General features: G+C 60.3%; 23 protein-coding genes. 16 read left to right on the plus strand and 7 right to left on the minus strand.

Annotation, left to right across the window (positions count from 1 at the left end; translation table 11 throughout):
* Window positions 1-146: 146 nt before the first annotated feature.
* Complete coding sequence (locus tag CFII64_RS20360) at window positions 147-1,919, plus strand: collagen-like triple helix repeat-containing protein (protein WP_020292723.1); 1,773 nt, start codon at window positions 147-149, stop codon at window positions 1,917-1,919.
* A gap of 122 nt (window positions 1,920-2,041) precedes the next feature.
* Window positions 2,042-3,721 carry a ShlB/FhaC/HecB family hemolysin secretion/activation protein gene (locus tag CFII64_RS20365; RefSeq protein ID WP_020292724.1) on the plus strand — a complete coding sequence of 560 codons (1,680 nt, stop codon included), beginning with the start codon at window positions 2,042-2,044 and terminating at the stop codon, window positions 3,719-3,721.
* Between the two features lie 24 nt (window positions 3,722-3,745).
* On the opposite strand, the gene CFII64_RS20370 is transcribed toward CFII64_RS20365, so the two are convergent.
* Both CFII64_RS20370 and CFII64_RS20375 read right to left on the minus strand, forming a co-directional pair.
* Window positions 3,746-4,150, minus strand: a complete 405-nt coding sequence (locus CFII64_RS20370) for a response regulator (protein ID WP_020292725.1) — start codon at window positions 4,148-4,150, stop codon at window positions 3,746-3,748.
* A gap of 56 nt (window positions 4,151-4,206) precedes the next feature.
* Window positions 4,207-4,401 (minus strand): Flp family type IVb pilin, encoded by a 195-nt coding sequence (locus CFII64_RS20375; protein WP_020292726.1) that lies wholly within the window; start codon window positions 4,399-4,401, stop codon window positions 4,207-4,209.
* A gap of 301 nt (window positions 4,402-4,702) precedes the next feature.
* Here CFII64_RS20375 and cpaB point away from each other — a divergent pair, with 301 nt between their 5' ends.
* The 8 genes from cpaB to CFII64_RS20415 all read left to right on the plus strand — a co-directional run bounded on the left by cpaB (window position 4,703) and on the right by CFII64_RS20415 (window position 12,206).
* Window positions 4,703-5,662, plus strand: a complete 960-nt coding sequence (cpaB, locus tag CFII64_RS20380; RefSeq protein WP_020292728.1) for a Flp pilus assembly protein CpaB — start codon at window positions 4,703-4,705, stop codon at window positions 5,660-5,662.
* Window positions 5,663-5,730: 68 nt separating this feature from the next.
* Window positions 5,731-6,930 carry a type II and III secretion system protein family protein gene (locus CFII64_RS20385; RefSeq protein ID WP_371106460.1) on the plus strand — a complete coding sequence of 400 codons (1,200 nt, stop codon included), beginning with the start codon at window positions 5,731-5,733 and terminating at the stop codon, window positions 6,928-6,930.
* The gene (locus CFII64_RS20390; RefSeq protein WP_020292730.1) at window positions 6,927-8,117 is read left to right on the plus strand and encodes a hypothetical protein; all 1,191 of its coding nucleotides are present in this window, start codon (window positions 6,927-6,929) and stop codon (window positions 8,115-8,117) included. Before CFII64_RS20385 ends, CFII64_RS20390 begins: the two co-directional genes overlap by 4 nt.
* A complete protein-coding gene (locus CFII64_RS20395) occupies window positions 8,117-9,373 on the plus strand; it encodes a CpaF family protein (protein WP_020292731.1) in 1,257 nt (418 codons plus the stop codon). The genes CFII64_RS20390 and CFII64_RS20395 overlap by 1 nt, the downstream gene beginning before the upstream one ends.
* Window positions 9,374-9,391: 18 nt before the next feature.
* The gene (locus CFII64_RS20400) at window positions 9,392-10,273 is read left to right on the plus strand and encodes a type II secretion system F family protein (protein WP_020292732.1); all 882 of its coding nucleotides are present in this window, start codon (window positions 9,392-9,394) and stop codon (window positions 10,271-10,273) included.
* Window position 10,274: 1 nt separating this feature from the next.
* Window positions 10,275-11,159, plus strand: coding sequence for a type II secretion system F family protein (locus CFII64_RS20405; RefSeq protein WP_020292733.1), 885 nt, complete (start codon window positions 10,275-10,277; stop codon window positions 11,157-11,159).
* Window positions 11,160-11,202: 43 nt separating this feature from the next.
* The gene (locus tag CFII64_RS20410; protein WP_020292734.1) at window positions 11,203-11,937 is read left to right on the plus strand and encodes a tetratricopeptide repeat protein; all 735 of its coding nucleotides are present in this window, start codon (window positions 11,203-11,205) and stop codon (window positions 11,935-11,937) included.
* Entirely contained in the window at window positions 11,934-12,206 is a 273-nt protein-coding gene (locus CFII64_RS20415) for a DUF3613 domain-containing protein (protein WP_020292735.1), read from the plus strand. The genes CFII64_RS20410 and CFII64_RS20415 overlap by 4 nt, the downstream gene beginning before the upstream one ends.
* A 301-nt stretch (window positions 12,207-12,507) precedes the next feature.
* Here the strand turns inward: CFII64_RS20415 and CFII64_RS20420 are convergent, their stop codons facing one another.
* Both CFII64_RS20420 and CFII64_RS20425 read right to left on the minus strand, forming a co-directional pair.
* Window positions 12,508-13,278: a response regulator transcription factor gene (locus CFII64_RS20420; RefSeq protein WP_020292736.1), complete on the minus strand. Its 771-nt coding sequence runs from the start codon at window positions 13,276-13,278 to the stop codon at window positions 12,508-12,510.
* Window positions 13,279-13,427: 149 nt separating this feature from the next.
* The gene (locus tag CFII64_RS20425) at window positions 13,428-13,898 is read right to left on the minus strand and encodes a prepilin peptidase (RefSeq protein ID WP_020292737.1); all 471 of its coding nucleotides are present in this window, start codon (window positions 13,896-13,898) and stop codon (window positions 13,428-13,430) included.
* Between the two features lie 73 nt (window positions 13,899-13,971).
* On the opposite strand from CFII64_RS20425, the gene CFII64_RS20430 reads away from it, so the two are divergent.
* On the plus strand, window positions 13,972-14,427 hold the full coding sequence (locus tag CFII64_RS20430; protein ID WP_020292738.1) for a TadE/TadG family type IV pilus assembly protein: 456 nt from the start codon (window positions 13,972-13,974) through the stop codon (window positions 14,425-14,427).
* Entirely contained in the window at window positions 14,417-17,179 is a 2,763-nt protein-coding gene (locus tag CFII64_RS20435) for a PAS domain-containing sensor histidine kinase (RefSeq protein ID WP_020292739.1), read from the plus strand. The genes CFII64_RS20430 and CFII64_RS20435 overlap by 11 nt, the downstream gene beginning before the upstream one ends.
* Here the strand turns inward: CFII64_RS20435 and CFII64_RS20440 are convergent.
* Window positions 17,176-19,095, minus strand: a complete 1,920-nt coding sequence (locus CFII64_RS20440) for a TadG family pilus assembly protein (protein WP_020292740.1) — start codon at window positions 19,093-19,095, stop codon at window positions 17,176-17,178. The two genes, CFII64_RS20435 and CFII64_RS20440, sit on opposite strands and share 4 nt — an antisense overlap.
* A 203-nt stretch (window positions 19,096-19,298) precedes the next feature.
* Between CFII64_RS20440 and rpe the strand changes: the two genes are divergently transcribed.
* From rpe to CFII64_RS29845, 4 genes are all read left to right on the plus strand, one after another.
* Entirely contained in the window at window positions 19,299-19,973 is a 675-nt protein-coding gene (gene rpe, locus CFII64_RS20445; RefSeq protein ID WP_020292741.1) for a ribulose-phosphate 3-epimerase, read from the plus strand.
* Window positions 19,970-20,788 carry a phosphoglycolate phosphatase gene (locus CFII64_RS20450; protein ID WP_020292742.1) on the plus strand — a complete coding sequence of 273 codons (819 nt, stop codon included), beginning with the start codon at window positions 19,970-19,972 and terminating at the stop codon, window positions 20,786-20,788. Before rpe ends, CFII64_RS20450 begins: the two co-directional genes overlap by 4 nt.
* Window positions 20,789-20,858: 70 nt before the next feature.
* Window positions 20,859-22,334, plus strand: coding sequence for an anthranilate synthase component I (gene trpE, locus CFII64_RS20455; protein WP_020292743.1), 1,476 nt, complete (start codon window positions 20,859-20,861; stop codon window positions 22,332-22,334).
* Window positions 22,335-22,377: 43 nt separating this feature from the next.
* A complete protein-coding gene (locus tag CFII64_RS29845) occupies window positions 22,378-22,851 on the plus strand; it encodes a hypothetical protein (RefSeq protein WP_156883235.1) in 474 nt (157 codons plus the stop codon).
* 42 nt (window positions 22,852-22,893) lie between these two features.
* Here CFII64_RS29845 and estP read toward each other — a convergent pair whose 3' ends face one another.
* Both estP and CFII64_RS20465 read right to left on the minus strand, forming a co-directional pair.
* The gene (gene estP, locus CFII64_RS20460) at window positions 22,894-24,819 is read right to left on the minus strand and encodes an esterase EstP (RefSeq protein WP_020292744.1); all 1,926 of its coding nucleotides are present in this window, start codon (window positions 24,817-24,819) and stop codon (window positions 22,894-22,896) included.
* Between the two features lie 120 nt (window positions 24,820-24,939).
* The gene (locus CFII64_RS20465) at window positions 24,940-25,710 is read right to left on the minus strand and encodes an ABC transporter substrate-binding protein (protein ID WP_020292745.1); all 771 of its coding nucleotides are present in this window, start codon (window positions 25,708-25,710) and stop codon (window positions 24,940-24,942) included.
* Window positions 25,711-25,745: the final 35 nt, after the last annotated feature.

The raw sequence follows: 25,745 nt of genomic DNA on the forward strand, positions 1-25,745 counted from the left end.
GGCTCGAGCTATGTATATATCCGACTAATACCAAGTCATGAATTGAGCAAGTCCGCGTAAAAGATTGTTATTGGGCCATGGGCAGGTTTCTTCTCGCTGCCAGCGAGAGGCTCAAACAAACAATCAAGCGGTGGAAGGATTCGCTCATGAACACTCACTCGTTGTTGAAGGCAAGTACCGCGCTGACACTCATTCTGGCGGTCGGATTAACCGGTTGCAGTAGCGGCGGGGGCGGCTCGAAAAGCCACGTAGACAGTTCTTCGCCAACGACTGAGGCCGCAGCCGGCGGTGCTACTTCGGGCACCTCCGGTACAGGAGATACCAGCGGCGCAGGGACTTCCGGCAATACCGATGGCTCCGGTGGTGGCGCTTCGGGCGGCACAGGCTCGATGACCGATGGCAGCGGCGTCGGTGGAGGCGGCAGTGGTAGCGGCACTGGCGGCGTGGCGGGCGGCGGCACCGGAACAGGAGGCACGGGTGGTGGCGGGACTGGCGGAGGTACTGGCGGCACTGGCGGAACGGGCGGCGGCACCACGCCGACACCGGTCTTTCGCAGTCTGGCCGTCAGCCAGACCAGCGCCGCCGCCGGCAATATGCTCAGCCAGCTGGGCGATGCAGTCATCGGTGTAGGCGATGTGGTGGCGATGATTCCCGTGGCCGGCAATGCCGATCTCACCGGTGGCGCAGGCGGGCTGATCTCCTCCGTCGGGGTCGCGACCAACAGCCTCGGCACCGGGCTGACTACCGGCCTGGGTACCTTGGGCACTGACAGCAATGCTCTGGGCGTGACGCTGTCCAGTGTCGGCGCGGCAACCGGCGACCTGGGCGCAGGCGTGTCATCGCTGGGCAGCGGCGTGTCGAAATTTGCCGCTTCTTCACAGGTCGAACAAGTCCCGCTGGTTGGCACCGTCGTGGGTAAAACAGGCGAGTTGGTGGACGGCGTAGGCCAAAAGGTCACCATGCTCGGCGACACCTTGAGCGCCGCAACCACCAGCGGTCCATTGGGCTCGACCACTCGTGCGTTGGGCGACAAGCTGGTGCCGGTAGTCGCGATGGTCGAGTCCACGACCATCAAAGTGGCTGGCGCAACCGGCCTGGCAACTCCCGTCAACGGCTTGTTGCAGGGCGTGAAGGGCACGCTGAACGGCGTCACCAGCGGCATGGCGGGCTCGGATAATCCAGTCGCCTCAGGGCTGGCCGGGACCATCGGCGGACTGGGTAACGTCGCTGGCGCTGCGGGCGGTCTGGTAACCGTCAACCCGACCACAGGCGGCGGTACAGTCGGTGGCGGCATCGGCGGGATGGTCGGCGGCAGTCTCGGTGGTATCACCGGCAATCTGGGTGGCAACCTCGGCGGCAGCATCGGCGTACCGGGCGTCGGCGGCGCCGGTCTGGTGGAAAGCGTCGGCGGCCTGGTGGCTGGCGTGGGCACCGGCCTCAATGCGGGCAGCAGCAATGGTCTGCTTAGCGCAGCGGGCGTCAGTGGTGGTGCGGTCGGCGCGACGGTGGCTTCGTTGGGCACAGTGGTGGGCGGCAACGGCATCGCCAACAACGCTATCGCGGCTCCGGTGGCGGCGTTGACCAGCAACATCAGTGCGGCCGTCACCCCGGTGGTCAGCGGTGTTGCAAGCATCACGCAACAGGTCGGCGGCGCAACCGGGCTGGGTGCTCCGGTCAACGGCCTGGTCACTCAGGTGGGCAGCGCCGTCAGCAGTCTGGGCAACAATGTAGTGGCAAGCAGCAATAACCCCGTGGCCAACGCGGTGGGTACGACCGTCAGCACGCTCGGCGCGACTGTGGCGCAAGTGGGTGGTCTGGTGGATGGCGGCAGCGCAACAGGCGGAGTGGGTGGTGTGCTCGGCGGTGTCACAGGCGCGTTAGGCGGTAGTCTGGGAGGAGGGTTGTTGAACCGTAAGTAAGCAGTGCACGGCTAGCAACTTTTCAAACAGCGCCTACGCTTGTTTCAGACAGGGGAGTCGGAATGATCCCCTGTCTTTTTTTGTCTGCAACGCCGCTGAAGTTTTGGCCATGGAGTGTCCTTATGCGTGCTTGTATTCCTGTAATTGTGCTTGGCGTTTCTATCAGTTCTGGCCTGGTCAATGCAGACCAACTTCCCAGCTTTCTCAACAGCAATGACGCGGAGCGTAATCTCCCGGTTCCCAATCTGCCCGCCGATGCTTATCGACCTGTAACTCCCGCATTACAAGTTCCAACACCCGCCGCGCCGCAAACTTCGCCGTTGATGATGGGCACCAAAGTGGCAGTGCGCAAAATCCGTATTGAAGGTGGCAGCGTTTACCCACTCGATGAACTGGGCGCGGCCTTCCAGCCGATGCTGGGTCATGAAACCACGATGGGTGAATTGATCGAGGCGACACGCACCGTCACCCAGCGTTATCAAAGCGATGGCTACTTGTTGTCCTACGCGTTTCTGCCGCCCCAGGATTTCGATCAGGGCGTGGTGCGCGTGGTGTTGGTCGAAGGCTACATTCGTGATTATCAGCTGGAGGGCGATGTGGGTCGGGTGTCGGCCTATCTGGAAAAGCTGGTGGACAAGATCAAGCGCGAGCGACCGTTGACCCGCAAGACGTTCGAGCGCTACACCGCGCTGATGAGTCGGGTTCCCGGTGTGACCCTGCAAGCCAAGGCACCGCCGCCGGGCACGACCGACGGCGCCACCACCTTGATCGCCAGCGCCACGCGCAAACCTTTCACCAGCAGCCTGAGCCTGACCGAGGACAATCGCGAAGGCACCCAGGCGTTATTGGGTGTCAGCAGCAATGCGCAGACGTCCATGGCCGAGCAGTTGAGTCTCAGTGGCCTGTTCCCGCCGGGAGAGGACAAGGAGCATTACTACCGGGTCGACTACAGCCAATACCTGAATACCGAAGGCACGCAGTTGAGTCTTTGGGGCGCACGCTATCGCAGTGATCCGGGAACCAATATTGCGCTGGAGAATGGTTTGCAGCTCAAGCAGCATCGCGAGAATGACCGGTTTTCCATCGGCTTCAGCCATCCGCTGATTGCCGCACAAAGTGAATGGCTGAGCGCGGGTGCGCGGCTGTATGCGGTCAACGATAAAACCCGTTATCAAGTGGTGGGTTTCCCAGTCAGCGTCGAAACCCGCACCGATATTCGCGCCCTGGCATTCGAAGGTGACTGGCGCAAATCCACCGCTCGCCAGCTGCGTATCTTGAGCGCCGGGCTGTACCAGGGCATCGACGGCCTGGGCGCGAAAACCACTGACGATCTGTATGACCTGGATTTCTTCCGCGCGCGTTTATCCGGAGTGCAGAGCGACAAATTTTTCGAGCAGTGGCAGGGTGTCGCCTCGGCCGCGTTGTACTGGAGCGACGACAGTTTGCCGGACAGCGAACGGGCGCAATTTGGCGGGCAGAATTTCGGTCGTGGCTACCCCTCCGATCAGGCTTCCGGCGACAAGGGTTGGGGCGTGGCGTATGAGGTCAACTACAGCTTCAATCGCGACGGCAAATGGCTGCGGGTGTTGCAGCCCTATGTCGTGATGGACGCCGCACGCACCTGGTTCAACGAGCTGCCGGTGAAGGATTCGAAAATGTCCTCGTTCGCCACCGGGCTGCGTTTTGGCGATGCGCGCTACTACAACATCGCACTGGAAGCCGCCAAGCCCATGTCCGACAAAGGCCTGGACACCTTCAACCGCAAGCCGCGTTATACCCTGAGTTTCAGTTATCAGTTGTGAAGGGGAGCCTCGCTCCAACAGAATCTACAACGCCTGCTGAACCCCGGATTCCGGAAACAGGCTGTCGAGGGTTTCCAGCAGGCGCAAGTGGTAGATGGGTTTGCGGAAGAGGTCCAGTACCTGCAGGCGCAGCAGGTCGCTGACGTCTTCCATGTCGGCGTGGCCTGAGGTGACGATGACCGGGAGGTCGCGGCGTGAGCTGTGTTCACGCAGCCTTCTGATCAGCGAAAGACCGCTTTCATCCGGCATGCGCAAATCGGTGATGACCAGGGCGATGTCTGGATGCCGGGTCAACTGCTGAAGGGCAAGGTTGACCGAGGACGCCGTGAAGCAGCGAAAGCCTTCGCCTTCGAGCAGCTCGGCGAGTTCTTCGTTGGCGTCCTCTTCATCATCCACCAGAAGCAATTGTTGGCGGGTTGGGTGGGTCATCCGCAGCACCTTGCATCAGCAGCTTGCTGAATGATCATCAATAAATCGGCAGCCAGCTAAGCGACTGCTGTTCCACCCATGGCCACGAGAATCTGATTGAAGATGATCTTCACGCGAGCCCCGATGTTGGTCATGAACAGCACTGCAACCACCGCGACCATGGCCGCGACAATGGCGTATTCCAGTGCAGAAGCGGCCTCTTTGCTGCTCAGAAACAATCTGATTTTCAATATAACGTAGGTAAGAAACATCTGACTTCTCCTCGCACTGTTCCAGTGCTGGTAATACATAAGTCGTTGGGACAATCCGTCGCAAATACAGCATTGCCCCAGATGCCAAAACCCACAACCGTATCTAAGTATTAATCACAAAGTTATATATCCAAGCCGCGCCGGGCTCGATATACAGCTGTATGAAATTTCGACGGAATCATGGCGCTTTTAAAGAGCTGCGCTACCGTCAATAGCAAATGGTTGAATGTTCATAACTACCTGATTGCGAAGTTGACTCGTTGTTTGGAAGTCGTCATGCAACATCAAGGAGAAGGCCGTCATGAACAGTCGCTTTACCATGGCGCTCGCGGTGTTTTTTCTGTTGGGAGCGTTGATGGCCGGGTATTGGGGTTTGGTCGTGAGTGGGCAGCCGGCAGCGTTGCCGGTTCAGCCGCCGGTCATGGATACACCCGTTGTTTCCGCGCCTGCGCCGCCGCCCGTCGCCACTGAAGATCCGACCCGTCAGCCCGTTGTGGTGCTGGTGCGCGACGTGCCGGCCTATACGCCCATCCAGGCGGACGATCTTGTGATTGAGCGCCTGAAAGTCGCGCCGTCGGGCAGTCTCGGCGCTATGGATGACGTGGTCGGTCGCAGCGCCTGGCGCACGCTGAGCGCTGGCAGCTGGCTCAGCGAAAGCAGTTTTGAAGCGGGCGGGGCGCTGGCGCGGATGATTCGTGTCGACGAGCGCGCGCTGGCGCTGACAGTGGACGAAGTCATTGGCGCAGGCGGGCAATTGAGCCCCGGCGATTATGTCGATGTGTTGCTGTATCTGCCTCAGGATACGGCCAATCCGGACCGCTCCAGCCAGTTGGCCGTGCCGGCGCTGCGCGTGTTGAGCGTCGGCGAGGTGCTCGGCCCGACCCGCGATGGCAAGCCTGCGCAAAACCTCAGCGCCGACCAACGACTCCAGCTCGAACAGCGCAAGAACGTCGCCCGCAACGTCGTGGTCGCGGTGCCGCAATCATTGTTGAGTCGTTTGATGCTGGCAACGCAAACCGGCGTGCTGCGCCTCGCCGTACGCAGCGCCGACGAAAAAAATCTCGAGCAGTACTGGGCCAGCGATGACAGCTCGGCGGCACCTGCGGCGGTGCGGCTGGATTCGGCGCGGCGTGAGCTTTTGTCGTTCACGCAACTGAGCCAGAGCGGTCCGGCACGCGTCTCGGGTGCAGCGTCCGGCCCGCGTCCGGCGCGCGCTGTTGAAGTGATACGCGGCAACCAGACCGCGCAAAAAACTCCCTGACTGAGCAAGGATTGCCGAGCATGAGCCGTAGTTATCTGCCCGTTCTTAAACCCGCTGTGTGGGCCTTGATGATGTTGGGCAGCGGCCTGCAAGCCGCCGTGGCAGCGCCGGCTGGCTGCGCTGGGCTGGCGAGCATGCCGCCGCTGCTGGAAATCGATCAGGGCGTGCAGAAGGACATTCGCTCGCCCGTTGCCATCACGCGGCTCGCGGTGGGTGATCCAAAGATTGCCGATGTGTTCGTCAGTGGTAATGACAGCTTTCTGTTGACCGGTGTCGGCCCCGGCGCCACCAGCCTGATGGTCTGGACGGCGTGCTCGCCGTCGCCTCGACAAAGCATGGTCTTCGTTCGTGGCCAGGCGACCGTTGCTCTGATACCGCCGGGTGCGCACGCCGACGAACCCTTGCTGCCCAGCCAGGTGCAAACCGATATCCGCTTTGTCGAAGTCAGCCGCACCAAACTCAAGGAGGCCAGCACGTCGATTTTCGGCAAAGGCTCGAACAACTTTCTGTTCGGCGGTCCGGGCACGGTTCCGGGTGTCACGGTTTCGCCAGGAACGGTCAGCGGCACGCGGCCCAACATCCCGTTGAACAACAGCTCGTTCAACATCGTCTGGGGCGGCGGCAGCAGTAAAGTGCTGGGCATGCTCAATGCCATGGAAAACAGCGGCTTCGCCTACACGCTGGCGCGACCCAGCCTGGTGGCGCTGAGCGGACAAAGCGCGAGCTTTCTGGCGGGTGGCGAATTCCCGGTGCCGGTGCCCAACGGCGAGGGTAACGGGATCTCCATCGAGTACAAGGAATTCGGCGTGCGCCTGACGCTGACGCCGACTGTGGTGGGGCGCAATCGCATCCTGCTCAAGGTGGCGCCGGAGGTCAGCGAACTGGATTACAGCGCGGGCGTGACCATTGCCGGCACCACGGTGCCAGCGCTGAACATACGCCGCACCGACACCAGTATTTCCCTGGCCGACGGCGAGAGTTTCGTGGTGAGCGGCCTGATCAGCGCGCGCAATATTGCCTCGGTGGACAAGTTTCCCGGGCTGGGTGACATCCCGGTTCTGGGCGCGCTGTTTCGCAACTCAAGCATTGATCGAGAAGAGCGCGAACTGCTGATGATTGTCACGCCGCATCTGGTTCAACCCCTGGCTGCCAATGCACAGCTGCCGTCGTTGCCGGGGGAAAACCTGCGTAACTACGACCCGAATTTCCTGCAGTTGTACTTCCTGGAGAACGGCAATTTCGACCGCCGCAGCGGGTTGTCCCAATGAGCCAGAGCCTGAGCCAGACGTTTCTCGCGATCACTCGCAACTCCACCGATCTTGAGTGGCTGCAAGGCGCGCTGGCGCCGCTCGGGCAAGTGGTCAGCGCCGGTTCCGGCAGCCTGGATGACCTGCTGGCGCTGGTGGACGTGACCTTCGCCGGGGTGGTGTTCATCGGCCTGGATCGTGAGCATTTGATGGCCCAGAGCGCACTGATCGAAGGCGCTCTGGAAGCCAAGCCGATGCTGGCCATCGTTGCGCTGGGCGACGGCATGGATAACCAGCTGGTGCTTAACGCCATGCGCGCCGGGGCGCGGGATTTCGTCGCCTACGGTTCGCGTTCCAGTGAAGTGGCCGGCCTGGTCCGGCGCTTGAGCAAGCGGCTGCCGGCGGTGACCCAGAACCCGAATATTGGCGGGCTTTCGGTGCTGTACGGCGCGCAGTGCGATGGCGACGGCGCGTTGATTGCGACCCATCTGGCACTGGTGGTGCAAAAGACCGGGCAGCGCACCTTGCTGCTCGACCTCGGCCTGCCGCGTGGCGACAGCCTGGCGCTGCTCGGGCTTGAATCTTCGTTCAGCTTCGGCGATGCCTTGCGGCATCTGCGCAGACTCGATGCGACGTTGATCGACAGCGCATTCACCACCGATGGCACCGGCTTGCGCATGCTGGCCTACACCGAAGCGGATGATCGTCTGGAGCAGTCCAGTGCGGCCGAGTTGTACATGTTGCTCAGTGCCTTGCGTCAGCACTTCCAGCATGTGGTGGTCAATCTGGTGGGACAGCCGGACAGCGAAGCGCTGCGCACCCTGGTCAGCCATTGCGATCAGTTGCTGTGGTACGCCGATCAAAGCGTTCTGGAATGTCGACGCAATCTGGCGCTGCTCAACCTGTGGCGCAGCAAAGGCATGAAGCTGCATCACGCTGGATTGCTGATCGATCGGTACCTCAAGGCCGTGGCGCCCAACGCTGAAGTGCTCGCCAAAACCTTCGACCTGCCGGTCATCGCGGCCTTGCCATTCAGCCCTGAATTCCGCCTGAACGCCAAGAATCAGGGCGTGCCATTGTTCGAGTTGTCGCCGCGTGAATCCCTCTGCTCAGGGCTGCGTTCGGTGGGCGAGCATCTGGCCAGGCACTCCGCGACCCAAGGGAAAACTTCGGAAGGCTGGTTCAACCGTTTGTGGGGGAATAAATAATGCCGGAGAAACTGTTTGGGGTAACACCGGCCGACAAGGGCAACGGCCACGATGTGCAGGGTCTGAAGCTGGTGCTGCATCGTTACATCATCGATGCCATCGAGGACAGCGGACGCAACCTGCTGGAAGGCGCGCGGCCAGTGCTGGCGCAGTTCGTGACCGACAAAGTCGCCGACTACATTGCGCGAATGCGCCTGGCCATTTCCCGTTATGAAATGGAACGCCTGGCCGAAGAACTGGTGGATGAACTGACCGGTTTCGGGCCGCTGGAGGTGTTGCTGCGTGACCCGTCGATCACCGAAATTCTGGTCAACGGTCCGAATAAAGTCTTCGTCGAGCGTGATGGCGTGCTGCATCACACCGACCTGCGTTTTATCGATTCGCATCACGTCGAGCGAGTGATGCAGCGCATTCTCGCGCCTTTCGGTCGGCGTCTCGACGAGTCCTCGCCGATGGTCGATGCACGCATGCCCGATGGCAGCCGGGTCAACGCGATCATCCCGCCGATTGCCCTGGACGGGCCTTGCCTGTCGATCCGCAAGTTTCGTAAAGACATGCTCAAGAGTTCCGATCTGGTCGCCATGCAGACCATCGACCAATCGATTTTCGAGTTCTTCGAAGAGGCGGTGGGCAAGCGTTGCAACGTGTTGGTCAGCGGCGGCACCGGCACCGGCAAGACCACGCTGCTCAACGTACTCAGCCAGCTGATCACCCCGCAGCAACGTCTGGTAACCATTGAAGATGTGGCCGAATTGCAACTCAGCCACCCCCACGTGGTGCGCCTGGAAACCCGGCCGCCGAACTCCGAAGGCCATGGCGAAGTACGCGCCAGCGACCTGATCCGCAACGCGCTGCGGATGCGCCCGGACCGGATCATCCTCGGCGAGATTCGTGGCGTCGAAGTCCTCGACGTGTTGACCGCGATGAACACCGGCCACGACGGCTCGATGAGCACGGTGCACGCCAACAATGCGCAGGATGCGCTGTTGCGTCTGGAAACCCTGGTCGGGTTGACCGGGAGGCAGATTGCCGAGAAAACGCTGCGACAAATGATCTGCGCCGCGCTGGACGTGATCATTCAGCTCACGCGATTGCCCGATGGCCGACGCTGCGTCAGCGAAGTGGTCGAGGTGGTGGGGATTCGCGACGACGTCTATGTGACCAACACATTGTTCCGACTGGATCGACGCACCGGCGTTGGCTTCCTGCGCGAAGCCCTTCATCCCGCCGGGGACAAACTGCGCCAGCACTATTGAGTCGATGAGGAGGCTGCCATGAAGGCGTTGTTGCTGCTGCTGGTGTTCGCGTTGCTGCTGGCGGCGTCGGCCTGGTTGTTTTATCTGAGCCTGAGTCGCGGCGCGAACGAGCGAGTAATGTTGCGCCTGGCCCACAACCAGCTGCGACCGGTCACTGAGAACCTGGGTTGGGCACCTGTGAACCGGGCGTTTCTTCAGGCTGGTTTACCGTCGCCAGCCGGGCGCTTAACGCTGTGGCTGTCGCTCTGGCTGCCGCTGCTGCTGTGCGGTTTTCTGATCTACAACTGGATCGGCGTGGCGCTGGCGTTGCTGGTGCCGCCAATCGTGCTGCGCCTGTTTATCGCATGGCGCTATCACAAACGAGTCAAGCGCATGATCGATCAACTGCCGCAATTGCTCGATCACACGGTACGCAGTCTCAAGTCCGGGCGAACCTTGTCTGACGCGGTGCTGCATGGCATCGATGCCACCAGCCAGCCGCTCAAGGATGGCATGAGCCGGATTCAGCGCAACGTGCAACTGGGGGTCAGCCTGCCCGATGCCGCGCAGGATTTTGCCGACTTATATGAGTGTGACGAGTTTCATCTGTTCGCCCTCGGGTTGCGGGTCAACCATCGCTACGGCGGTAATGCCAGCGAGCTGATGGAAAACCTGATCAGGCTGATCCGCGAGCGCGAACAAGCGTCGCGCCAGCTGCGCGCCATGACTGGCGAAACCCGCATGACGGCCTTGGTGCTGGCGGGCTTGCCCATCGCGATGGCCAGTTACTTTCTGGCGGTAAACCCCAATTACCTGATGCACATGTGGGACGACAGCGATGGCAAGACGTTGCTGATGGCCGCGTTCACCCTGCAGGCGCTGGGTTGCCTGGCGCTGTGGCGCATGATGCGGAGTGTCTGAAATGGCGATGTTGTTCAGTGCATTAATGTTCGCGGTGGCGGCGATATTGCTGGTGTCCGGTCTTGCTCGCCAGCGGCTTGACGAGCGCCAGGTGGTGCAGCGCCTGCAGGGCAGGTTGGTGCGCGAAAGCCGGATTGGCAGTTGGTTGCGTCTGCTGGGTGACACGCCGCTGGGGCAGCGCTCGCTGAACATCGACAGCGAAACCCTGACGCTGCTCAACCGGGTGGGCTGGCGGCGGGCGAGCAAGCGCTCGTTGTTTGCGGCCTGTCAGATTGGCGTGCCGCTGGGTGCCGTCGGCTTGACGATCATGTTCGAGCTGACGCTGTTCCCGGAGGTCGGCCAGCCGCTGATCGCGCCGGTGTTTGCCCTCGGCATCGGTTATCTGCTGCCCAAACGAGTCCTCGCCGCCGCTGCCCAGCGTCGGCAGAAACAAATCGTGGTGGAAATCTCGACCTTCATTCCGTTGCTGCGGATTCTGTTTGAGTCCGGCATGGCGGTGGAACAATCGCTGCGGGTGCTCAGCAGCGAAGGCAAGGAGCTGCTGCCGGTCCTGTCTTCGGAAATTCAGTTCGTGCTGACGCGGGTCGATTCGGGGCTGGAGCTGGGCGACGAACTGATGAAGGCCGCCGAGCTGCTGGCGGTGGATGAGTTCAGCGATACCTGCGTAATTCTCAACCAGCTGATTCAGCAGGGTGGCGGCGCGATGAAATCGTTGCTGGCGCTCAAGCAATTATTGGATGACCGACGCCTCACCCGTTTGCAGGAATACATCTCGAAACTCTCGGCAAAGATGTCGGTGGTGATGATGGTGTTTCTGTTTCCCGCGCTGTTGATCGTCCTGGCTGGCCCCGGTATCACGGCAATCAGCAAGGCACTGGGTCCGTGATGACGCTTTGTGTAGCTGACGCATTTTGTGAAGGAGCGACCGAATGAAAATACTCTTCGCCGGATTTGCCGTATTGATGCTCGCCGGCTGTGCGAGCGATGGCAGCGCACCCTGGCTGATCGACATGAAAACCGCCAGCTGCGCCAAGCCAAGCTCCGATCAGGAACTGGCGCTGAACCTGGCCCAGGACATGGCCGATGAAGGCCGCCTGCACGCCAGCCTGGCCAATCTGGAAGGGCTGCCGGACAGCCTCGGCGAAGTGCGCTTGCGCAAGGCGCGGGTGTTGCGCTTGCTCGGCAGCGACCAGGCCGAACCTTTGTATCGAAGCCTGCTCGGCACTTGTCGAGCGGCGCAAGGCGAGCATGGCCTGGGACAGATCGCCGTGGCACGTGGCGATAATGGCCAGGCACTTGAGCACTTGCTCAATGCGGTCAGGTTGGCACCGACCGACGAGAAAATTCGCAATGATCTCGGGGTCGTTTACCTCAATCAATTGAAGCTGGTTCAGGCCAGATTCCAGTTCCTCACGGCGATGGAACTCAAGCAGTCAGACTCGCTGGCGGCATTGAATCTGGTGACCTTGCTGATCTATCAGGACAACTGGAAACAGGCGGCGGAACTGGTCAGCCGCACCGGCCTGACACCCCGGCAAGTCGCCGAGGCGCAAGCCCGGGCGCAACACCTGAAAGGCGCGTTGGCCAGCAATACAAGACCGACCGAGCGCTATCCGGTGGCCGTCGATTCTGAACCATCCACACACTCCAGGAGCTTGCCATGAAGCGTGAAATTCTCTGCGTGGCGTGTTTGCTCGGCGGATCGACAGGCGTCTGGGCGATCGAGCCCGGACCGTCTTCGTCGCAACAGAAACAAACCGAAGCCTGGCTGCAACTTCAACCTCAGGGCCAGGCTGCGTCAACCCATCCGCAGAACAGCACCTCCGCCGAAAAAGACCTCAGCCTGCAACGCTGGTTGAAAAGCTACAGCCACGAGATTCCGGACTTTTTCGATCAGGACAAGGGCGGGAAAGTGTCATCGGGAGGGAATTGAAGCGGCGGTATAGCCGATATATTTCCTGCGTGCGCAATATCGCCCTCCCGGCTGAAGCCGGTCCTACGGATTACGCCGATTTTCCTGGATAAATCCGATCCCACGGGATGACGCCGATTTCGAACCGTAGGAGCGAATTTATTCGCGAGGGGGGCGGAGCGGTCGATGTATTCCCTGCGTGCGCAATACCGCCCTCCCGGCTGAAGCCGGTCCTACGGATTACGCCGATTTTCCTGGATAAATCCGGTCTCACAAAAACGGCGAATCCGTTTGGGTTGAATTCGGTCGTTCGGGATTGCGCTTAATGCGTCGTCGCTCTTTGCGCTCCCGCATGGTTGGGCGATAAGGCCAGGGCGAGTTGGGTGCGGTTGTGCATGTGCGTCAGGCGCAGCACTTGCGACACGTACAGCTTTACAGTGTTTTCGGTAATGCCCAGCTCGCAGGCGATCTGGTAGTTGGTCTGGCCTTTGGCAACCAGTCGCGCGACATCCAGCTGCCGTGGCGAGAGCGGCGCGAAGAGGGCTGAAAGCTGCGCCGCACCGGCGGTGTCCTCCACCGCTTCGACCGGTTCTGCCTGGCGTCGGGTCTTGTCGAGATCCTGGTAAAGGTCGTCGATGGATGCCGCCAGGTACTGCAACTTCTCGTTCAGATGCCCCAATTGCTGAAAACTTTTATAGCGTTCTTCAAGCACCGCTTCCTGGCGCTGCACGCCATTGAGGATTTCATTCAGATCGACAGGCTTTTGATAGTAGTCCGCGATGCCCGCGCGCAGCGCTTTGATCACGTCCTGTTTGTCGGCGCAACCGGTGAGCATGATGGCTTCGAACGGACGTTTTTTACCGGCGATCAGTTTCAATTCGCCCATCATCTCGATGCCATTCAAGCCCGGCATGTCCAGATCGCAGAGCACGATGCCGATGCTGCTGTCGCCACGAAAATGTTCCAGCGCCTCACGGCTTGAGGTGCAGGGCACGCAGGCGTAACCACTGCTTTCCAGAAACTCGCTGAGTTCTTCAACGATCAGGGGTTGGTCGTCCACCACCAGGATTTTCACAGCCGAATACTTGTTCACGCATTACTCCATGCCTGCGAGATACAACTGACTTGGCTCAGCGCCATCGCCCTTTCCATAAGGACTCGCCAGGCCTTGCTCGGCCAGACTCAAGCTGTACCGTAGTCGTACTTTTGGAGTATGTACATAGCGCTATCTGAGGCTTTTGGTCAGCCGATGCAGATCGCGGTCATCAGAAACCCGGCCAGGATGTGAGGTGCGAATGGATGTTTATTTGACGAAGTAGTATTCGTTTGGATGTATCTGTTGCTAACCCATTGATCCATTTGAGTGATGAGTTTTTGACGGGTCGATATCCAGAGAACGCTGGTAACTCCAGCGCCGATAAACGTACCCAATAAAAAGCGACTGTCGGTCGCCAGTGCCAATGCCGCGAATAACTTCACATCACCGGCACCCAGCTTGCCCAGCATGTAACCGGGCAGCGTAAACAGCACCGCCAGCAGCAATGCCCAGCATCCCTCCGAGCCCTCCGCGCCGAGCCAGGTTTGCCCGGTTATCCCCATATAACCCAACGCCACGCCCACTGCGCCAAGGGTCAGCCAGTTGGAAACCTGTTGCTGTCGAGCGTCCTGTTCGGCACAGATTGCCAGCCAGAGCAGCATTGAAAGTAAATTCATCGTGTAAAAAACATCCTTTTGAGTGGATTGAATCTATGCTGTTCGAGGAAGCACTGTCAGGGTAGACGTCGACATGCAAACAGCACTCCGCAATTCCTGCGCTCGTAAACAAAAAGGCGCCGCAGCGATTGAATTCGCCATCGTGTTTATTATTTTCTTCGGCGTCTTTTATGGGCTGGTCACCTACAGCCTGCCCTTGCTGATGATGCAGTCGTTCAACGCTGCCACCAGCGAAGCGGTGCGGCGCAGCGTGGCGTTGAGTCCAACCATCAATAACTACGACAGTCTGGTGACGAGTCAGGCCAGGACGGTGCTGACCACTCAACTGTCGTGGATGCCGGGGTCGCTGGCGTTCAGCCCCTCCGATGCAACCGTCACCTACGTGGCGGGCTTGTTGACCGTGCGGATCGATTATCCCAAGAGCAAGCTCACCCAGGTATTGCCATTGCTGACCCTGCCTTTCATTGGCGAGGTGCCCAGACTCCCCGACAATCTGTCCGCCCAGGCGAGTCTGCAACTTGTCCCTTGATAAGGCTCGACTGAGCCGTTGGCTGGGTCGCGCCGAGACACCGGCGGCGAAGCCTGACGTTGCGCAATCGGTCCAGGCCGGAGCGCAGGGGGCCGACCTGCATCTGGTGCTCGATGACGAAGGCCAGGTGCTGAGCGTCAGCCCGTCCCTGCTTTTGCGCCTTGGTCTGGTGGCCGCCAGCGTGAGTCATCAGCGCCTGATCAGCTTGCTGTTGCCCAACAGTGCGTTGGTGGTTGAAGGCTCGCCGCAGGACTGGCTCGACCACATGCTGGATCTGGATTTCAATGCCGGCGACGGCCATACCTTGCACGCCCGTGGCTGGGTTCAGGCGCAGGGTGAGGCTTGGCTGTTGCAATTGCTGGACATCAGCGACTTGATGGAAGAGGCCAGCGTCGCGCGCAATCGCCAGCAGTGCCTGCGCATGGCCGGGCAGATGGCGGAAAGGATTCGTGCCTGCAGCGTCGACCGTTTGCTGACGGTGGTGACCGAACAACTGCAGGACATCGCGCAGCTCTGGCATGTGCCGTGTCTGGCCCTGGCCTTGCCTGAAAGCAACGGCGCAGGCTGGCGCGTTTATGCTCGCTACAGCGCGCACACGGCCCCGGAGTTGTGGCAGATCGGTCAGCGACTGGGTACTGATCTGGATCGCCTGGACGCCAGCAGCGCACAGACTTTGTTCTTCTCATCGGCAACCGCACTGGTTCACCTGCAAAGCGCGTTCGGTAATGCCGACGGTTTCGCCTTGCCTCACAGTCGCGATGGCGTGGCCAAGGCCTGGCTTCTGTTCGGCTTTTATCGCGCTTGGCAGCAAGCGCCTGATCTGGGCGAGCGGGAATGGCTGAACCTGTGTTCAGCGCTTGCCGGACCCGTATTGTTTCGCCTGTACGAGCAACACAATCGCCATCACGTCGAGCGCCTGGCGGTATTGCAGGATCTGCTCGGCACCGGTTGGTGGGAGCTGCTGCCCGGCGGCGATGAGTTGCAGTTGGCCCCACAACTGGCTCATACCCTGCGCCCCAACAACCTGAGTGAGCGGATCGACAGACTGGATTGGCTCGCGCTGATCCATCCGGCGGATCGCCATGAACTGTCCAGCCGCTTGACCCAACTGCGCGATGACGGCACGCCGATGCTGTTATGCGTGCGCCTGCAGCAAACCGATCCCGCGCAACAACCGGTCTGGTTCCGCATTCAGGGTCAGGCGTTGCTCAATGGTCAGGCGCGGCGCGTGCTGGGTTTCATGCTTGACGTCAGCGATATCAAGAATCAGGAAACCGAAGCTGCCGCCGCCCATGCCCGCCTGGATAATCTGATCGCCAGTTCGCCTGCGGTGATCTACGTGCAGCGCTACGATCACGGCAATCTGGAACCGACGTTCTTCAGCGACAGCCTCAAACCACTGCTGGGCTGGACGCTGGCTGACTGCATCAACGGGCAATTGAGTGACTACATTCACCCGGAGGACCGCGACATCTGGTTCGAGCGCAGCCGCCAGTTGCTGCGTGAGGGCGTGGTCAGCCGCCGTTATCGTCTGCGCGGCAAGGACGGGGTTTATCACTGGCTGCTCGATGAAGCCAAACTGCTGCGAGATGATCTAGGCATTCCGGTGGAGGCGGTAGGGTTGTGGCTGGACGTGACGGACGCTACCCAGGCCACCGAGCGGGTGCGCAAAAGCGAAGAGCGCTACCGGATTCTGGTGGAGGATTCTCCGGCGATGATCTGCCGGTATTCACCTGATCTGATACTCAGCTTTGGCAATCAGCCGCTGGCCAGTTACATGGAATGCACGCCCGAGCAATTGATCGGCATCAGCCTGGGCGACTGGTTTTCTCCCGAGCAGCGCGAAGCCTTTGTGCACCGAATCGCAGGGCTGACGCCGGAATCGCCAGTCAGCACCGCCGAGATCTGTCTGGAGTTGCCGGGACGTGAATATGCCTGGTGGGTGTGGGCCGACCGGGGCGTTTTTGATGAGGACGGCCGTTTGCTGGAGATCCAGGCGGTGGGGCGTGATAACACCGATGTGCGTCGCTCGCGGATGCAGCTCAATCAGAGCGCAAAAATGGCGACGCTGGGTGAAATGGCCACCGGTCTTGCCCATGAAATCAACCAGCCGCTCAATGTCATGCGCATGGCGGTGGTCAACGTGCTCAAGCGTCTTGGCAACGGCGATGTGGATATCGATTACCTGACCGAAAAGCTCAAACGCATCGACACTCAGGTGCAGCGGGCGGCGCGGGTGGTTGACCACATGCGCGTCTTTGGTCGACGCTCGGAAGTCGAGATGCAGCCGTTCGATCCGTTGCAGGCTGTCCAGGGCACCCTCGGGATGCTCGCCGAGAGCATGAAGGGCAAGGGCGTGGAGATTCGCAGCGGGGAGATGGACATTGCGGTGAGCGTTCTTGGCCACGTCGACCAACTGGAGCAAGTGCTGATCAATCTGATGGTCAATGCCCGCGATGCATTGTTGTCCCGGCGTGACAAGGAGCCGGATTTTGAGCCCTGGATCAGCCTCGCTGTCGAACGCGATGAAATCAGCGTGCGGCTTTTGGTGCTGGACAACGGCGGCGGCATCGACCCGCGTCTGCTGGATCGCATCTTCGAGCCCTTCTTTACCACCAAAGCCATCGGCGCCGGGACCGGGCTGGGTTTGTCGGTGAGTTACGGCATCGTCGAACAGATGTGCGGGCGCCTGAGCGTCAGCAATGTCGAAGAGGGTGCGCGTTTTTGTATCGAGTTGCCGATTGCCGATTAGATGACCAGTTCGGCAACCGGCCCGTTCTGGGTCGGATGACAACTGAGATTTGCCCCAACATTGACTTCGGCCAGACTGATGCCGAGGCTTTGCAACAGGACGTTGAGGATAGGGTCGAGCAGCGGCCCCAACAGATTGCTGACCAGGCTGCCGAGCTGGCTTATCGCAGTGGTGATCGTGCCGGTAATCAGGTTGATCAGTCCGGGTGTTACCGGGGGGTGATTGACGATCTTGATGCCGCTCAACGTGCTGCCCAGGCTGGTGACAATATTCTGGCTGCTGAACGTGTGATACGCATTGGGCGGCAGCTGAATCTCGGCCGGTTGCGGGAATACATAGTTCTGTTTCGAGTACGCAATGCTGCCGTCCGCAGCGCCAGTGCCGCCGATGTACAAGCCCAGTCCGCCGCCGCCATACGCGACCCTAGGCTGGCAAGGCTGGAGAAACGGGCACGTGACGGTGCCGATATCGATCAGCGGCAATTCCTGCATATCCACACTGGCCGTGGAGGAGTTCCAGGCGCTGGCGCTGGCCGGAGTGAGCTTACCCAGTTTGACTTTGACGGCTGCGGTGGAGGTCTCGACATTCAGCGTTTTGGTGGCATCGCTCGCGCAGGTTGAGCCGGGTATCACATGACTGTCAGCGCTGGCAGCCTCGAGGCTGAGGTCCAGGCTTAGCCCCAGCGGCGCAACTTTGATATCCAGCCCCGTCAGCGGGCCGAGCAGCCCCGAAACCGTGCCGCTGAGCCCACTGAGCAGCCCGTCCAGCGAACTCAAGTCGATGCTGATCAAGGTTCGAACGCTCGCGGTGCGCACATAGATCTGATTCGGGTCTTTGGGGTTGTTGGTCGCCAGCGCCGGATCACCCACTGCCGACAGTTGCGGCGGCTCGACTACCTTGACCTTGGCGGTAACCGACAAAACGCCCGGCACGCTGATCGGGATACTGGCGAAAGCCGCGCTGGTGCTGTTGGCGAGTTGCACGAAACCCTGGACCAGCTGGAACAGATTCAGGTTCACGTTCAGCCCGGAAGTCGCGTTGCCGGTTTGCAGGCTCAGCAGGTCTTGCAGTTTGATTTTGCTGCCGCTCGCGATGGCGTTGGCGGTCAGCAGATTGGTAATGGCCAGCTGCACTGCCGAAGCGTTTTGCGGAAGTACCTTCAGGCTCGAATTCAACAACTGGGTGATCGTGATGTTGCTGGCCAGCAGCGCAGTGTAATCACCGGCCTTGATGTTGGTATCAATCGCCAGTTGGTCGAGGTATTTGAACAGGTCAATGTCGGTGCCAAGCAAACCATTCCAGCCGGCAACGGAGATATTCAGGGTGCCGCCCAGCAGCCCGCCCCACAACTGATTCAGAACCGTCGACTTGTCCATGCTGACCGACGCCAGCGTGCTTTTGATGGTCAAGCGAGCCAGCGGCGGCAGGATCGGCGGTCCTTTGGCCACCGCTGTCGCGCTCAACGCGATAGTCAATGGCGTGCCGCCATCGAACAGTGCGCCGATCCCGGCTGCAATGCTGCGCGGCACGCTGTGGCTGGCGACCACCCGGATGGCTTCTGTCGAGTTGGAGTTGGCAGTGAATACCCGCCGACTGTTGGCATCCAGTGTCAGGGAGCCGCAGTGGGTCGCCAGCGTGCGGCCGTCGTCGCCGACCGTGAAGCCATTACGCGTGGCGCTTTGATTGGCGTAAGTGACAGCGGTGTTACCGGTCAGGCACGTGCCCTTGCGACTGGCGGCCTCCAGCGCCGCCATGTCCGCTACGCGTTGCAGCGAACGTTTTTCAAGGAACAGCCGACCGCTGTCCAGCACCACTAACATGCACAGCACTGCCAGGGACAACGTCAGCGCTGCCATCAATCCAATGGCGCCGCGCTGCCTGCCGCGTCCGGCGACAAAACTGTTCAGGGGAGACATCAAGCACTCCTTCGGCAACGCCGTCGCTAACTCACCCGCAGTCAGGGCAGTGTAGACAAGGCAGCGGCAGCGTGCTGGCGCGCAGGGACAAATTTGCAGGCGCGCGCTGGCGAAGGCGAATTTGCCGCGATCAATGGCCCAAGGCGTTCCCGAAACTCTTGGAGTACAATGCGCGCCACTGTGATTCTGCTCAAAGGTGCGTCATGCAGCCCTTTCTCATTGCTCCGTCGATTCTTTCCGCCGACTTCGCCCGTCTGGGCCAGGAAGTCGACTCTGTTCTCGCCGCTGGCGCCGACATCGTGCACTTCGATGTCATGGACAATCATTACGTCCCGAACCTGACCATCGGCCCGATGGTTTGCGCGGCATTGCGCAAATACGGCGTCACCGCGCCCATTGACGTGCACCTGATGGTCAGCCCGGTTGACCGCATCATCGGTGACTTCATCGAAGCCGGTGCCAGCTACATCACGTTCCACCCGGAAGCGACTCAGCACATCGATCGTTCGCTGCAGCTGATCAAGGAAGGCGGCTGCAAGGCGGGCCTGGTGTTCAACCCGGCGACCCCGCTGAACCTGCTGGAATACGTGATGGACAAGGTCGACATGATCCTGCTCATGAGCGTCAACCCCGGTTTCGGTGGCCAGAAGTTCATCCCTGGCACCCTCAACAAGCTGCGCGAAGCGCGGGCCTTGATCGATGCGTCGGGCCTGGACATTCGCCTGGAGATCGACGGCGGCGTCAACGTCAACAATATCCGCGAGATCGCGGCAGCCGGTGCCGATACCTTCGTGGCTGGCTCGGCGATCTTCAACACGCCGGACTACAAGCAAGTGATCGACAAAATGCGCGCAGAACTGGCGTCAGCCCGCGCATGAGCGGCTTCGAGCAGCTGTTTCCGGGCCGTCTTCCCAAGCTGATCATGTTTGATCTGGACGGAACGCTGGTCGATTCGGTGCCCGACCTGGCCGTGGCGGTCGACAAGATGCTGGTCACCCTCGGGCGTGAGCCGGTCGGTCTTGGCGCTGTCAGAAACTGGATCGGCAACGGCGCGCCGGTTCTGGTGCGTCGGGCGCTGGCCAATGATCTGGATCACAGCGCGGTCGATGATGAGCTGGCCGAGCGGGCCCTGGCGATTTTCATGGAGGCTTATGCGGACAAGCATGAGTTCACCGTGGTCTATCCCGGCGTGCGCGAAACCCTGAAATGGCTGCAGAAGAAGGGCGTGGAAATGGCCCTGATCACCAACAAGCCGGAGCGCTTCGTCGCGCCGCTGCTGGATGAAATGAAACTGGGACGGTTTTTTCGGCTGATCGTCGGCGGCGACACCTTGCCGCAACAGAAGCCCGACCCGGCGGCGTTGTTTTTTGTCATGAAAATGGCCAACGTTCCGGCCTCGCAATCGTTGTTTGTGGGTGATTCAAGCAGTGACGTGCGCGCGGCCAAGGCTGCCGGCGTGGCGTGCGTGGCGCTCAGTTACGGCTACAACCACGGTCGGCCCATCGCCGAAGAATCGCCAGCGCTGGTCATCGATGACTTGCGTCGATTGATTCCCGGTTGCCTGGATCTGGACGCTGAGATACTGTTGCCGGAAATCAAATCTGCCTCCTTTAGAGAATCCATCGTGGTGGTCACTCGCAAACTCTGGATGAAAGTCATCAAGGCCCTGGCCCGCTGGCGTTGGCGCGCCTGACTTGAATTCGCCGATTATTCGGCACCGTTTGCCTACCTGACCGTTTTACCCTCAAACCACGAGGCTGATCATGAATCGCGAAGAATTTCTGCGTTTGGCTGCTGCCGGCTATAACCGCATCCCGCTTGCCTACGAAACCCTGGCTGACTTCGACACGCCGTTGTCGATCTACCTGAAGCTTGCCGATGAGCCCAATTCCTACTTGCTGGAGTCGGTTCAAGGTGGCGAAAAATGGGGCCGTTATTCGATCATCGGCTTGCCGTGCCGCACCGTGATGCGGGTCCACGAACAGCAGATCAGCGTGACCCACGACGGCGTCGAGATCGAGCGGCTTGAGTCCGAAGATCCGCTGGCATTCGTCGAAGAATTCAAGGCTCGCTACAACGTACCGACCATCCCCGGTCTGCCGCGCTTCAATGGCGGACTGGTGGGTTACTTCGGTTACGACTGCGTGCGTTATGTGGAAAAGCGTCTGGGCAAATGCCCGAATCCTGATCCGCTGGGCGTGCCGGACATCCTGCTGATGGTGTCCGATGCGGTCGTGGTGTTCGACAACCTGGCGGGCAAGATGCACGCCATCGTATTGGTCGATCCCGCGCAACCCGACGCTTACGAAGAAGGCCGGGCGCGTCTCGAAGCCCTGATGGAAAAACTGCGTCAACCGATCACGCCACGTCGTGGTCTGGACCTGACACGGCCGCAAGCTGCCGATCCGGTGTTTCGTTCCAGCTTCACTCAGGACGACTACGAAAAGGCCGTCGACACCATCAAGGAATACATCCTTGCGGGCGACGTCATGCAAGTGGTTCCGTCGCAGCGCATGTCCATCGATTTCAAGGCTGCGCCCATCGATCTGTATCGGGCGCTGCGCTGCTTCAACCCGACGCCATATATGTACTTCTTCAACTTCGGCGACTTCCATGTCGTCGGCAGTTCGCCGGAAGTTCTGGTGCGTTGCGAAGACAACCTGATCACTGTTCGGCCTATCGCTGGCACACGCCCGCGCGGCGCCAATGAAGAAGCCGATCTGGCGCTGGAAAAAGACCTGCTGTCCGACGACAAGGAAATCGCCGAGCACTTGATGCTGATCGACCTGGGGCGCAACGACACCGGCCGCGTGTCGGAAATCGGCTCGGTCAAGCTCACCGAAAAGATGGTCATCGAGCGTTATTCCAACGTCATGCACATTGTTTCCAACGTCACCGGCCAGCTGAAAAGCGGGCTGACGGCGATGGACGCACTGCGCGCCATTCTGCCGGCTGGCACGTTATCCGGCGCGCCGAAAATCCGCGCCATGGAAATCATCGACGAACTGGAGCCGGTTAAACGCGGCGTCTACGGCGGCGCGGTAGGTTACCTGGCGTGGAACGGCAACATGGACACCGCCATCGCGATTCGTACGGCGGTGATCAAGAACGGTGAACTGCACGTGCAAGCCGGTGGCGGCATCGTCGCCGACTCGGTGCCCGTCCTGGAATGGGAAGAAACCCTCAACAAACGCCGCGCTATGTTCCGCGCCGTGGCGTTGGCTGAGCAGGAGCAGTAAACAGCACGGTACCTGCGATCTGCGCACACCGGTAGGAGGGGACTTGTCCCCGATGACTTCGGATTTGCCGACATCATTTCGCCTGACCCAACCCGGTGTCTGCGCCGATGTCTTCCCGGACAAGTCCGGTCCTACCGAACTGTGCAAACCGGTAGGAGGGGACTTGTCCCCGATGGCGTCGGGTCGACCGACATCATTTCGCCTGACCCAATCCGGTGCCTGCGCCAATGTCTTCCCGAACAAGTCCGGTCCTACCGAATTGTGCAAACCGGTAGGAGGGGACTTGTCCCCGATGACTTCGGATTTGCCGACATCATTTCGCCTGACCCAACCCGGTGCCTGCGCCAATGTCTTCCCGAACAAGTCCGGTCCTACCGAATTGTGCAAACCGGTAGGAGGGGACTTGTCCCCGATGACTTCGGATTTGCCGACATCATTTCGCCTGACCCAACCCGGTGTCTGCGCCGATGTCTTCCCGGACAAGTCCGGTCCTACCGAATCTGCGCCAAACCGGTAGGAGGGGACTTAGATATTCAGGAGTTGGCTCCCGCACTTCGAATCAAAAATCCAGGCTCACCGCCAGATTCACCCCTTGCTGCGTCACATCATCATTCTTGCGCCAGTTGTACCCGCCGCGCAGGGTCAGTTCCGGGGTCAGTTTCTGGCTGATGCCCAGGCTGGCGCGATTGAGGTCGCGCTGCGGTGTGTAGCCTTGCAAGGTGTAGTCATTGAACGGCAGGCTGTTCAGGGTCATGGTCACGTCCTGCTGATCGGTTTCGAATTCCCGTTCATGAGCCACTTCACCAAACAACCGGGTCGATGACGTCAGCTGGAATTTACCCTGCAAGCCCGCACCCAATCGTTTCGATTTGCGCGTTTGATCATCGAAGGTCAGTGCTGTCGAGCGGGTGCCTTTTTCCGAGTAGCCGTTGACTTCGATGTGCGCGTAGTCAGCGCTGACAAATGGCGACAGATGCCAGCTGCTGCCGCTGCCGGCAAGGTCAAAGCCCAGACGTGCGCTCAACGCATACAGCTCGCCGTCGGTGTCGCCTTTTTCCGCGCCTTCGCTGATGCCTAAAGCGAACTTGCGCTTGGCATTCTCATAATCCAGCGTGCCACCGGAAGCGCCGAGGTCGGCCCACCAATGATTGGCCTGGTATTGGACGAACGCGGTAGCGATGTAGCTATTGAGTTTGTAGTCCGAGTCTCGCGGACCGGCTTCAAGATTCTGTCGGTAAGCTCCGGCAACCAGCCCGGCGCGCCAGTTTTCGGCGAAGCGGTAGCTGCCGCCCAAGGTGAGGTTGTAGCCATGGCCGTCGGCATCCGCTGAATTGTCCTGCGCGTCAAAGTCCATTTTCTGACCGCCTGCCGCGACAATGGCCCGCCATTGGCCGACGCTCTGCCAATCGCCCCAATCCGCCAGCCACTGCGCGCGCAATTCATCCTGCTGGGCCCGCAACGTGCCGTTGGCCATTTCCGGCAACAAAGAAATTTCCCAAGGCGCGGCGAGCAGGGAATAGGCGTAGTCGGCAATCAGCCGTTGTCCGGTGACGGTTGGGTGCACGCCGTCGTTGAACAACAGCCTGCTCGGGTCCGGCGTCGGGCTGTTCAGGCCATACACGCTGTTCTCAGCGCAGCTGTCGCCGTTGAAGCAGGTGACCACCTGATTCTGATCGGCAGCGAGGCCAAAGCGGGCAGGATCGGCGAGCGTTTCTGACACCAGACGCGGAATATTCAGCGGGATTATTTCAGCATCGATCTGCGCCAGGCGGCTGATCAGTTGGGCGTTGAACACATCGCTGAGCAATGAAGTCACCGGCTGCAGGATGGTGCCGGAAACGGCAGGCGTCTGGCCGATGTCCGGCAGCAACCAGACCATGATGTAGCGCGCCCCGGATTGTTGCAGCACTTGGGCGCTGTCGGCCAGGCGGTTGGCGGCGGCCCGGGATTGGGCAAGACTCAGGACTCGGCCCTGCAGGAAATCATTACCGCCGCCCGTCAGGTAATACAGCGCGTTGGGATCGGCGCGAAAGTTGTTGTTGGGCAGATAACCGGCCCGGCTGCGTAAAACGTTGCCATCGTTGGTGGTGACATTGGATTGTGAAGTGATGGCGTCGTAGATCTGATCAGTACGATCCCCGCCCACCGCCCAGTTATTGCCATCGGCGACGCCCAGCGCGGCATTCACCGGAGACGTCGACGCCGACAGCTCACCGGGTGCAACATTGAGCTTCATGCCCAGCAACGTGGAAGAATTCAGGCCGAAGACTTCGCCGCTGTTGGCCTGATAGGTCGGGCCGGTGCGGTTGGTGAAACGCAACGTCGCGCCTTGCGGGCCGCCTGCGTCCGGGTACTGCCCGGCGTCGGCCAGGCTATCGCCGAAGACCACCATGGTTGAGTAGGGGGAAGGGGCGGCGAATGCGCCCGAGCAGGCCAAGGTCAGCAAACATGCCGTGAACGGCAACGAAAGCGCAGGTTTTATCATTGCTACATTCCTTTCTTGTTTTTTTCTAACGACTGCAAGGAAGGTAGCAAAGGGCGCTGCGAATGCCATTTCACGGCACGTTAACTGCTCAAAGGTCTAGGACAATGCCCTGATCGAGCTTTACTCCGGCGCGATATCCACGTCGAAGTATTTGTCGGCAAGGCGTTGATAGGTGCCGTTCTGGCGAATGGTTTGCAGCGCCTGATCGATGTCCTGTTTCAGCGCGGTATCGTTCTTGCGCAGCCCGACGCCGGTGCCGGGGCCGAACACTTCGACGGACTTGACCACGTCGCCCGCATACGCAAAGCCTTTGCCCATGGGTTTTTTCAGCATGCCTTCGGAAACGGCGATGGCGTCGTCGAAGACCGCGTCCAGGCGGCCGTTGATCAAATCCTGATAGGCCAGGTCGCTGCTTTGATAGGGCACCACTTCAACGTTTTTCGAACCCCAGATTTTCCGTGCGTAGACTTCGAACACGCTGCCTTGCTGCACGCCGATGCGTTTGCCCTTGAGGGTTTCGGCGGCGGGCCTCAACGGGCTGCCTTGCGCGGCCACCAGATGCGCCGGGGTGTCGTAGAGCGTGTCGGAAAACGCCACTTCTTTCTTGCGATCCTCGGTGATGGAAAATGCCGAAAGAATGCCGTCGAACTTGCGGCCTTTCAGAGACGCAACCAGGCCGTCGAAACTGGTCTCGACCCAGACGCAACGGCGCTTGAGTTCCGCGCAGATGCTTTCGCCCAGTTCAATATCGAAGCCGGTCAGCGAGCCATCCGGGTTTTTCGATTCAAATGGCGGGTAGGTCGGATCGACGCCAAAGCGCAGGTCGGTGCTGGCCGCCCAAGTCACGAAGGGGCAGGCCAGCAGGGTCAGACCGAGAAGGTATTTTTTCATCGACAGGTTTCCACGACAGGGTTGAGTGAGGATGC

Source organism: Pseudomonas sp. CFII64, assembly GCF_000416235.1.
Classification (GTDB): Bacteria; Pseudomonadota; Gammaproteobacteria; order Pseudomonadales; family Pseudomonadaceae; genus Aquipseudomonas.

Coding starts and splice junctions, on each gene's coding strand:
- CFII64_RS20360 (WP_020292723.1), top strand. CDS start 147: ATGAACACTCACTCGTTGTTGAAGGCAAGTACCGCGCTGACACTCATT.
- CFII64_RS20365 (WP_020292724.1), top strand. CDS start 2,042: ATGCGTGCTTGTATTCCTGTAATTGTGCTTGGCGTTTCTATCAGTTCT.
- CFII64_RS20370 (WP_020292725.1), bottom strand. CDS start 4,150: ATGACCCACCCAACCCGCCAACAATTGCTTCTGGTGGATGATGAAGAG.
- CFII64_RS20375 (WP_020292726.1), bottom strand. CDS start 4,401: ATGTTTCTTACCTACGTTATATTGAAAATCAGATTGTTTCTGAGCAGC.
- cpaB (WP_020292728.1), top strand. CDS start 4,703: ATGAACAGTCGCTTTACCATGGCGCTCGCGGTGTTTTTTCTGTTGGGA.
- CFII64_RS20385 (WP_371106460.1), top strand. CDS start 5,731: ATGATGTTGGGCAGCGGCCTGCAAGCCGCCGTGGCAGCGCCGGCTGGC.
- CFII64_RS20390 (WP_020292730.1), top strand. CDS start 6,927: ATGAGCCAGAGCCTGAGCCAGACGTTTCTCGCGATCACTCGCAACTCC.
- CFII64_RS20395 (WP_020292731.1), top strand. CDS start 8,117: ATGCCGGAGAAACTGTTTGGGGTAACACCGGCCGACAAGGGCAACGGC.
- CFII64_RS20400 (WP_020292732.1), top strand. CDS start 9,392: ATGAAGGCGTTGTTGCTGCTGCTGGTGTTCGCGTTGCTGCTGGCGGCG.
- CFII64_RS20405 (WP_020292733.1), top strand. CDS start 10,275: ATGGCGATGTTGTTCAGTGCATTAATGTTCGCGGTGGCGGCGATATTG.
- CFII64_RS20410 (WP_020292734.1), top strand. CDS start 11,203: ATGAAAATACTCTTCGCCGGATTTGCCGTATTGATGCTCGCCGGCTGT.
- CFII64_RS20415 (WP_020292735.1), top strand. CDS start 11,934: ATGAAGCGTGAAATTCTCTGCGTGGCGTGTTTGCTCGGCGGATCGACA.
- CFII64_RS20425 (WP_020292737.1), bottom strand. CDS start 13,898: ATGAATTTACTTTCAATGCTGCTCTGGCTGGCAATCTGTGCCGAACAG.
- CFII64_RS20430 (WP_020292738.1), top strand. CDS start 13,972: ATGCAAACAGCACTCCGCAATTCCTGCGCTCGTAAACAAAAAGGCGCC.
- CFII64_RS20440 (WP_020292740.1), bottom strand. CDS start 19,095: ATGTCTCCCCTGAACAGTTTTGTCGCCGGACGCGGCAGGCAGCGCGGC.
- rpe (WP_020292741.1), top strand. CDS start 19,299: ATGCAGCCCTTTCTCATTGCTCCGTCGATTCTTTCCGCCGACTTCGCC.
- CFII64_RS20450 (WP_020292742.1), top strand. CDS start 19,970: ATGAGCGGCTTCGAGCAGCTGTTTCCGGGCCGTCTTCCCAAGCTGATC.
- trpE (WP_020292743.1), top strand. CDS start 20,859: ATGAATCGCGAAGAATTTCTGCGTTTGGCTGCTGCCGGCTATAACCGC.
- estP (WP_020292744.1), bottom strand. CDS start 24,819: ATGATAAAACCTGCGCTTTCGTTGCCGTTCACGGCATGTTTGCTGACC.
- CFII64_RS20465 (WP_020292745.1), bottom strand. CDS start 25,710: ATGAAAAAATACCTTCTCGGTCTGACCCTGCTGGCCTGCCCCTTCGTG.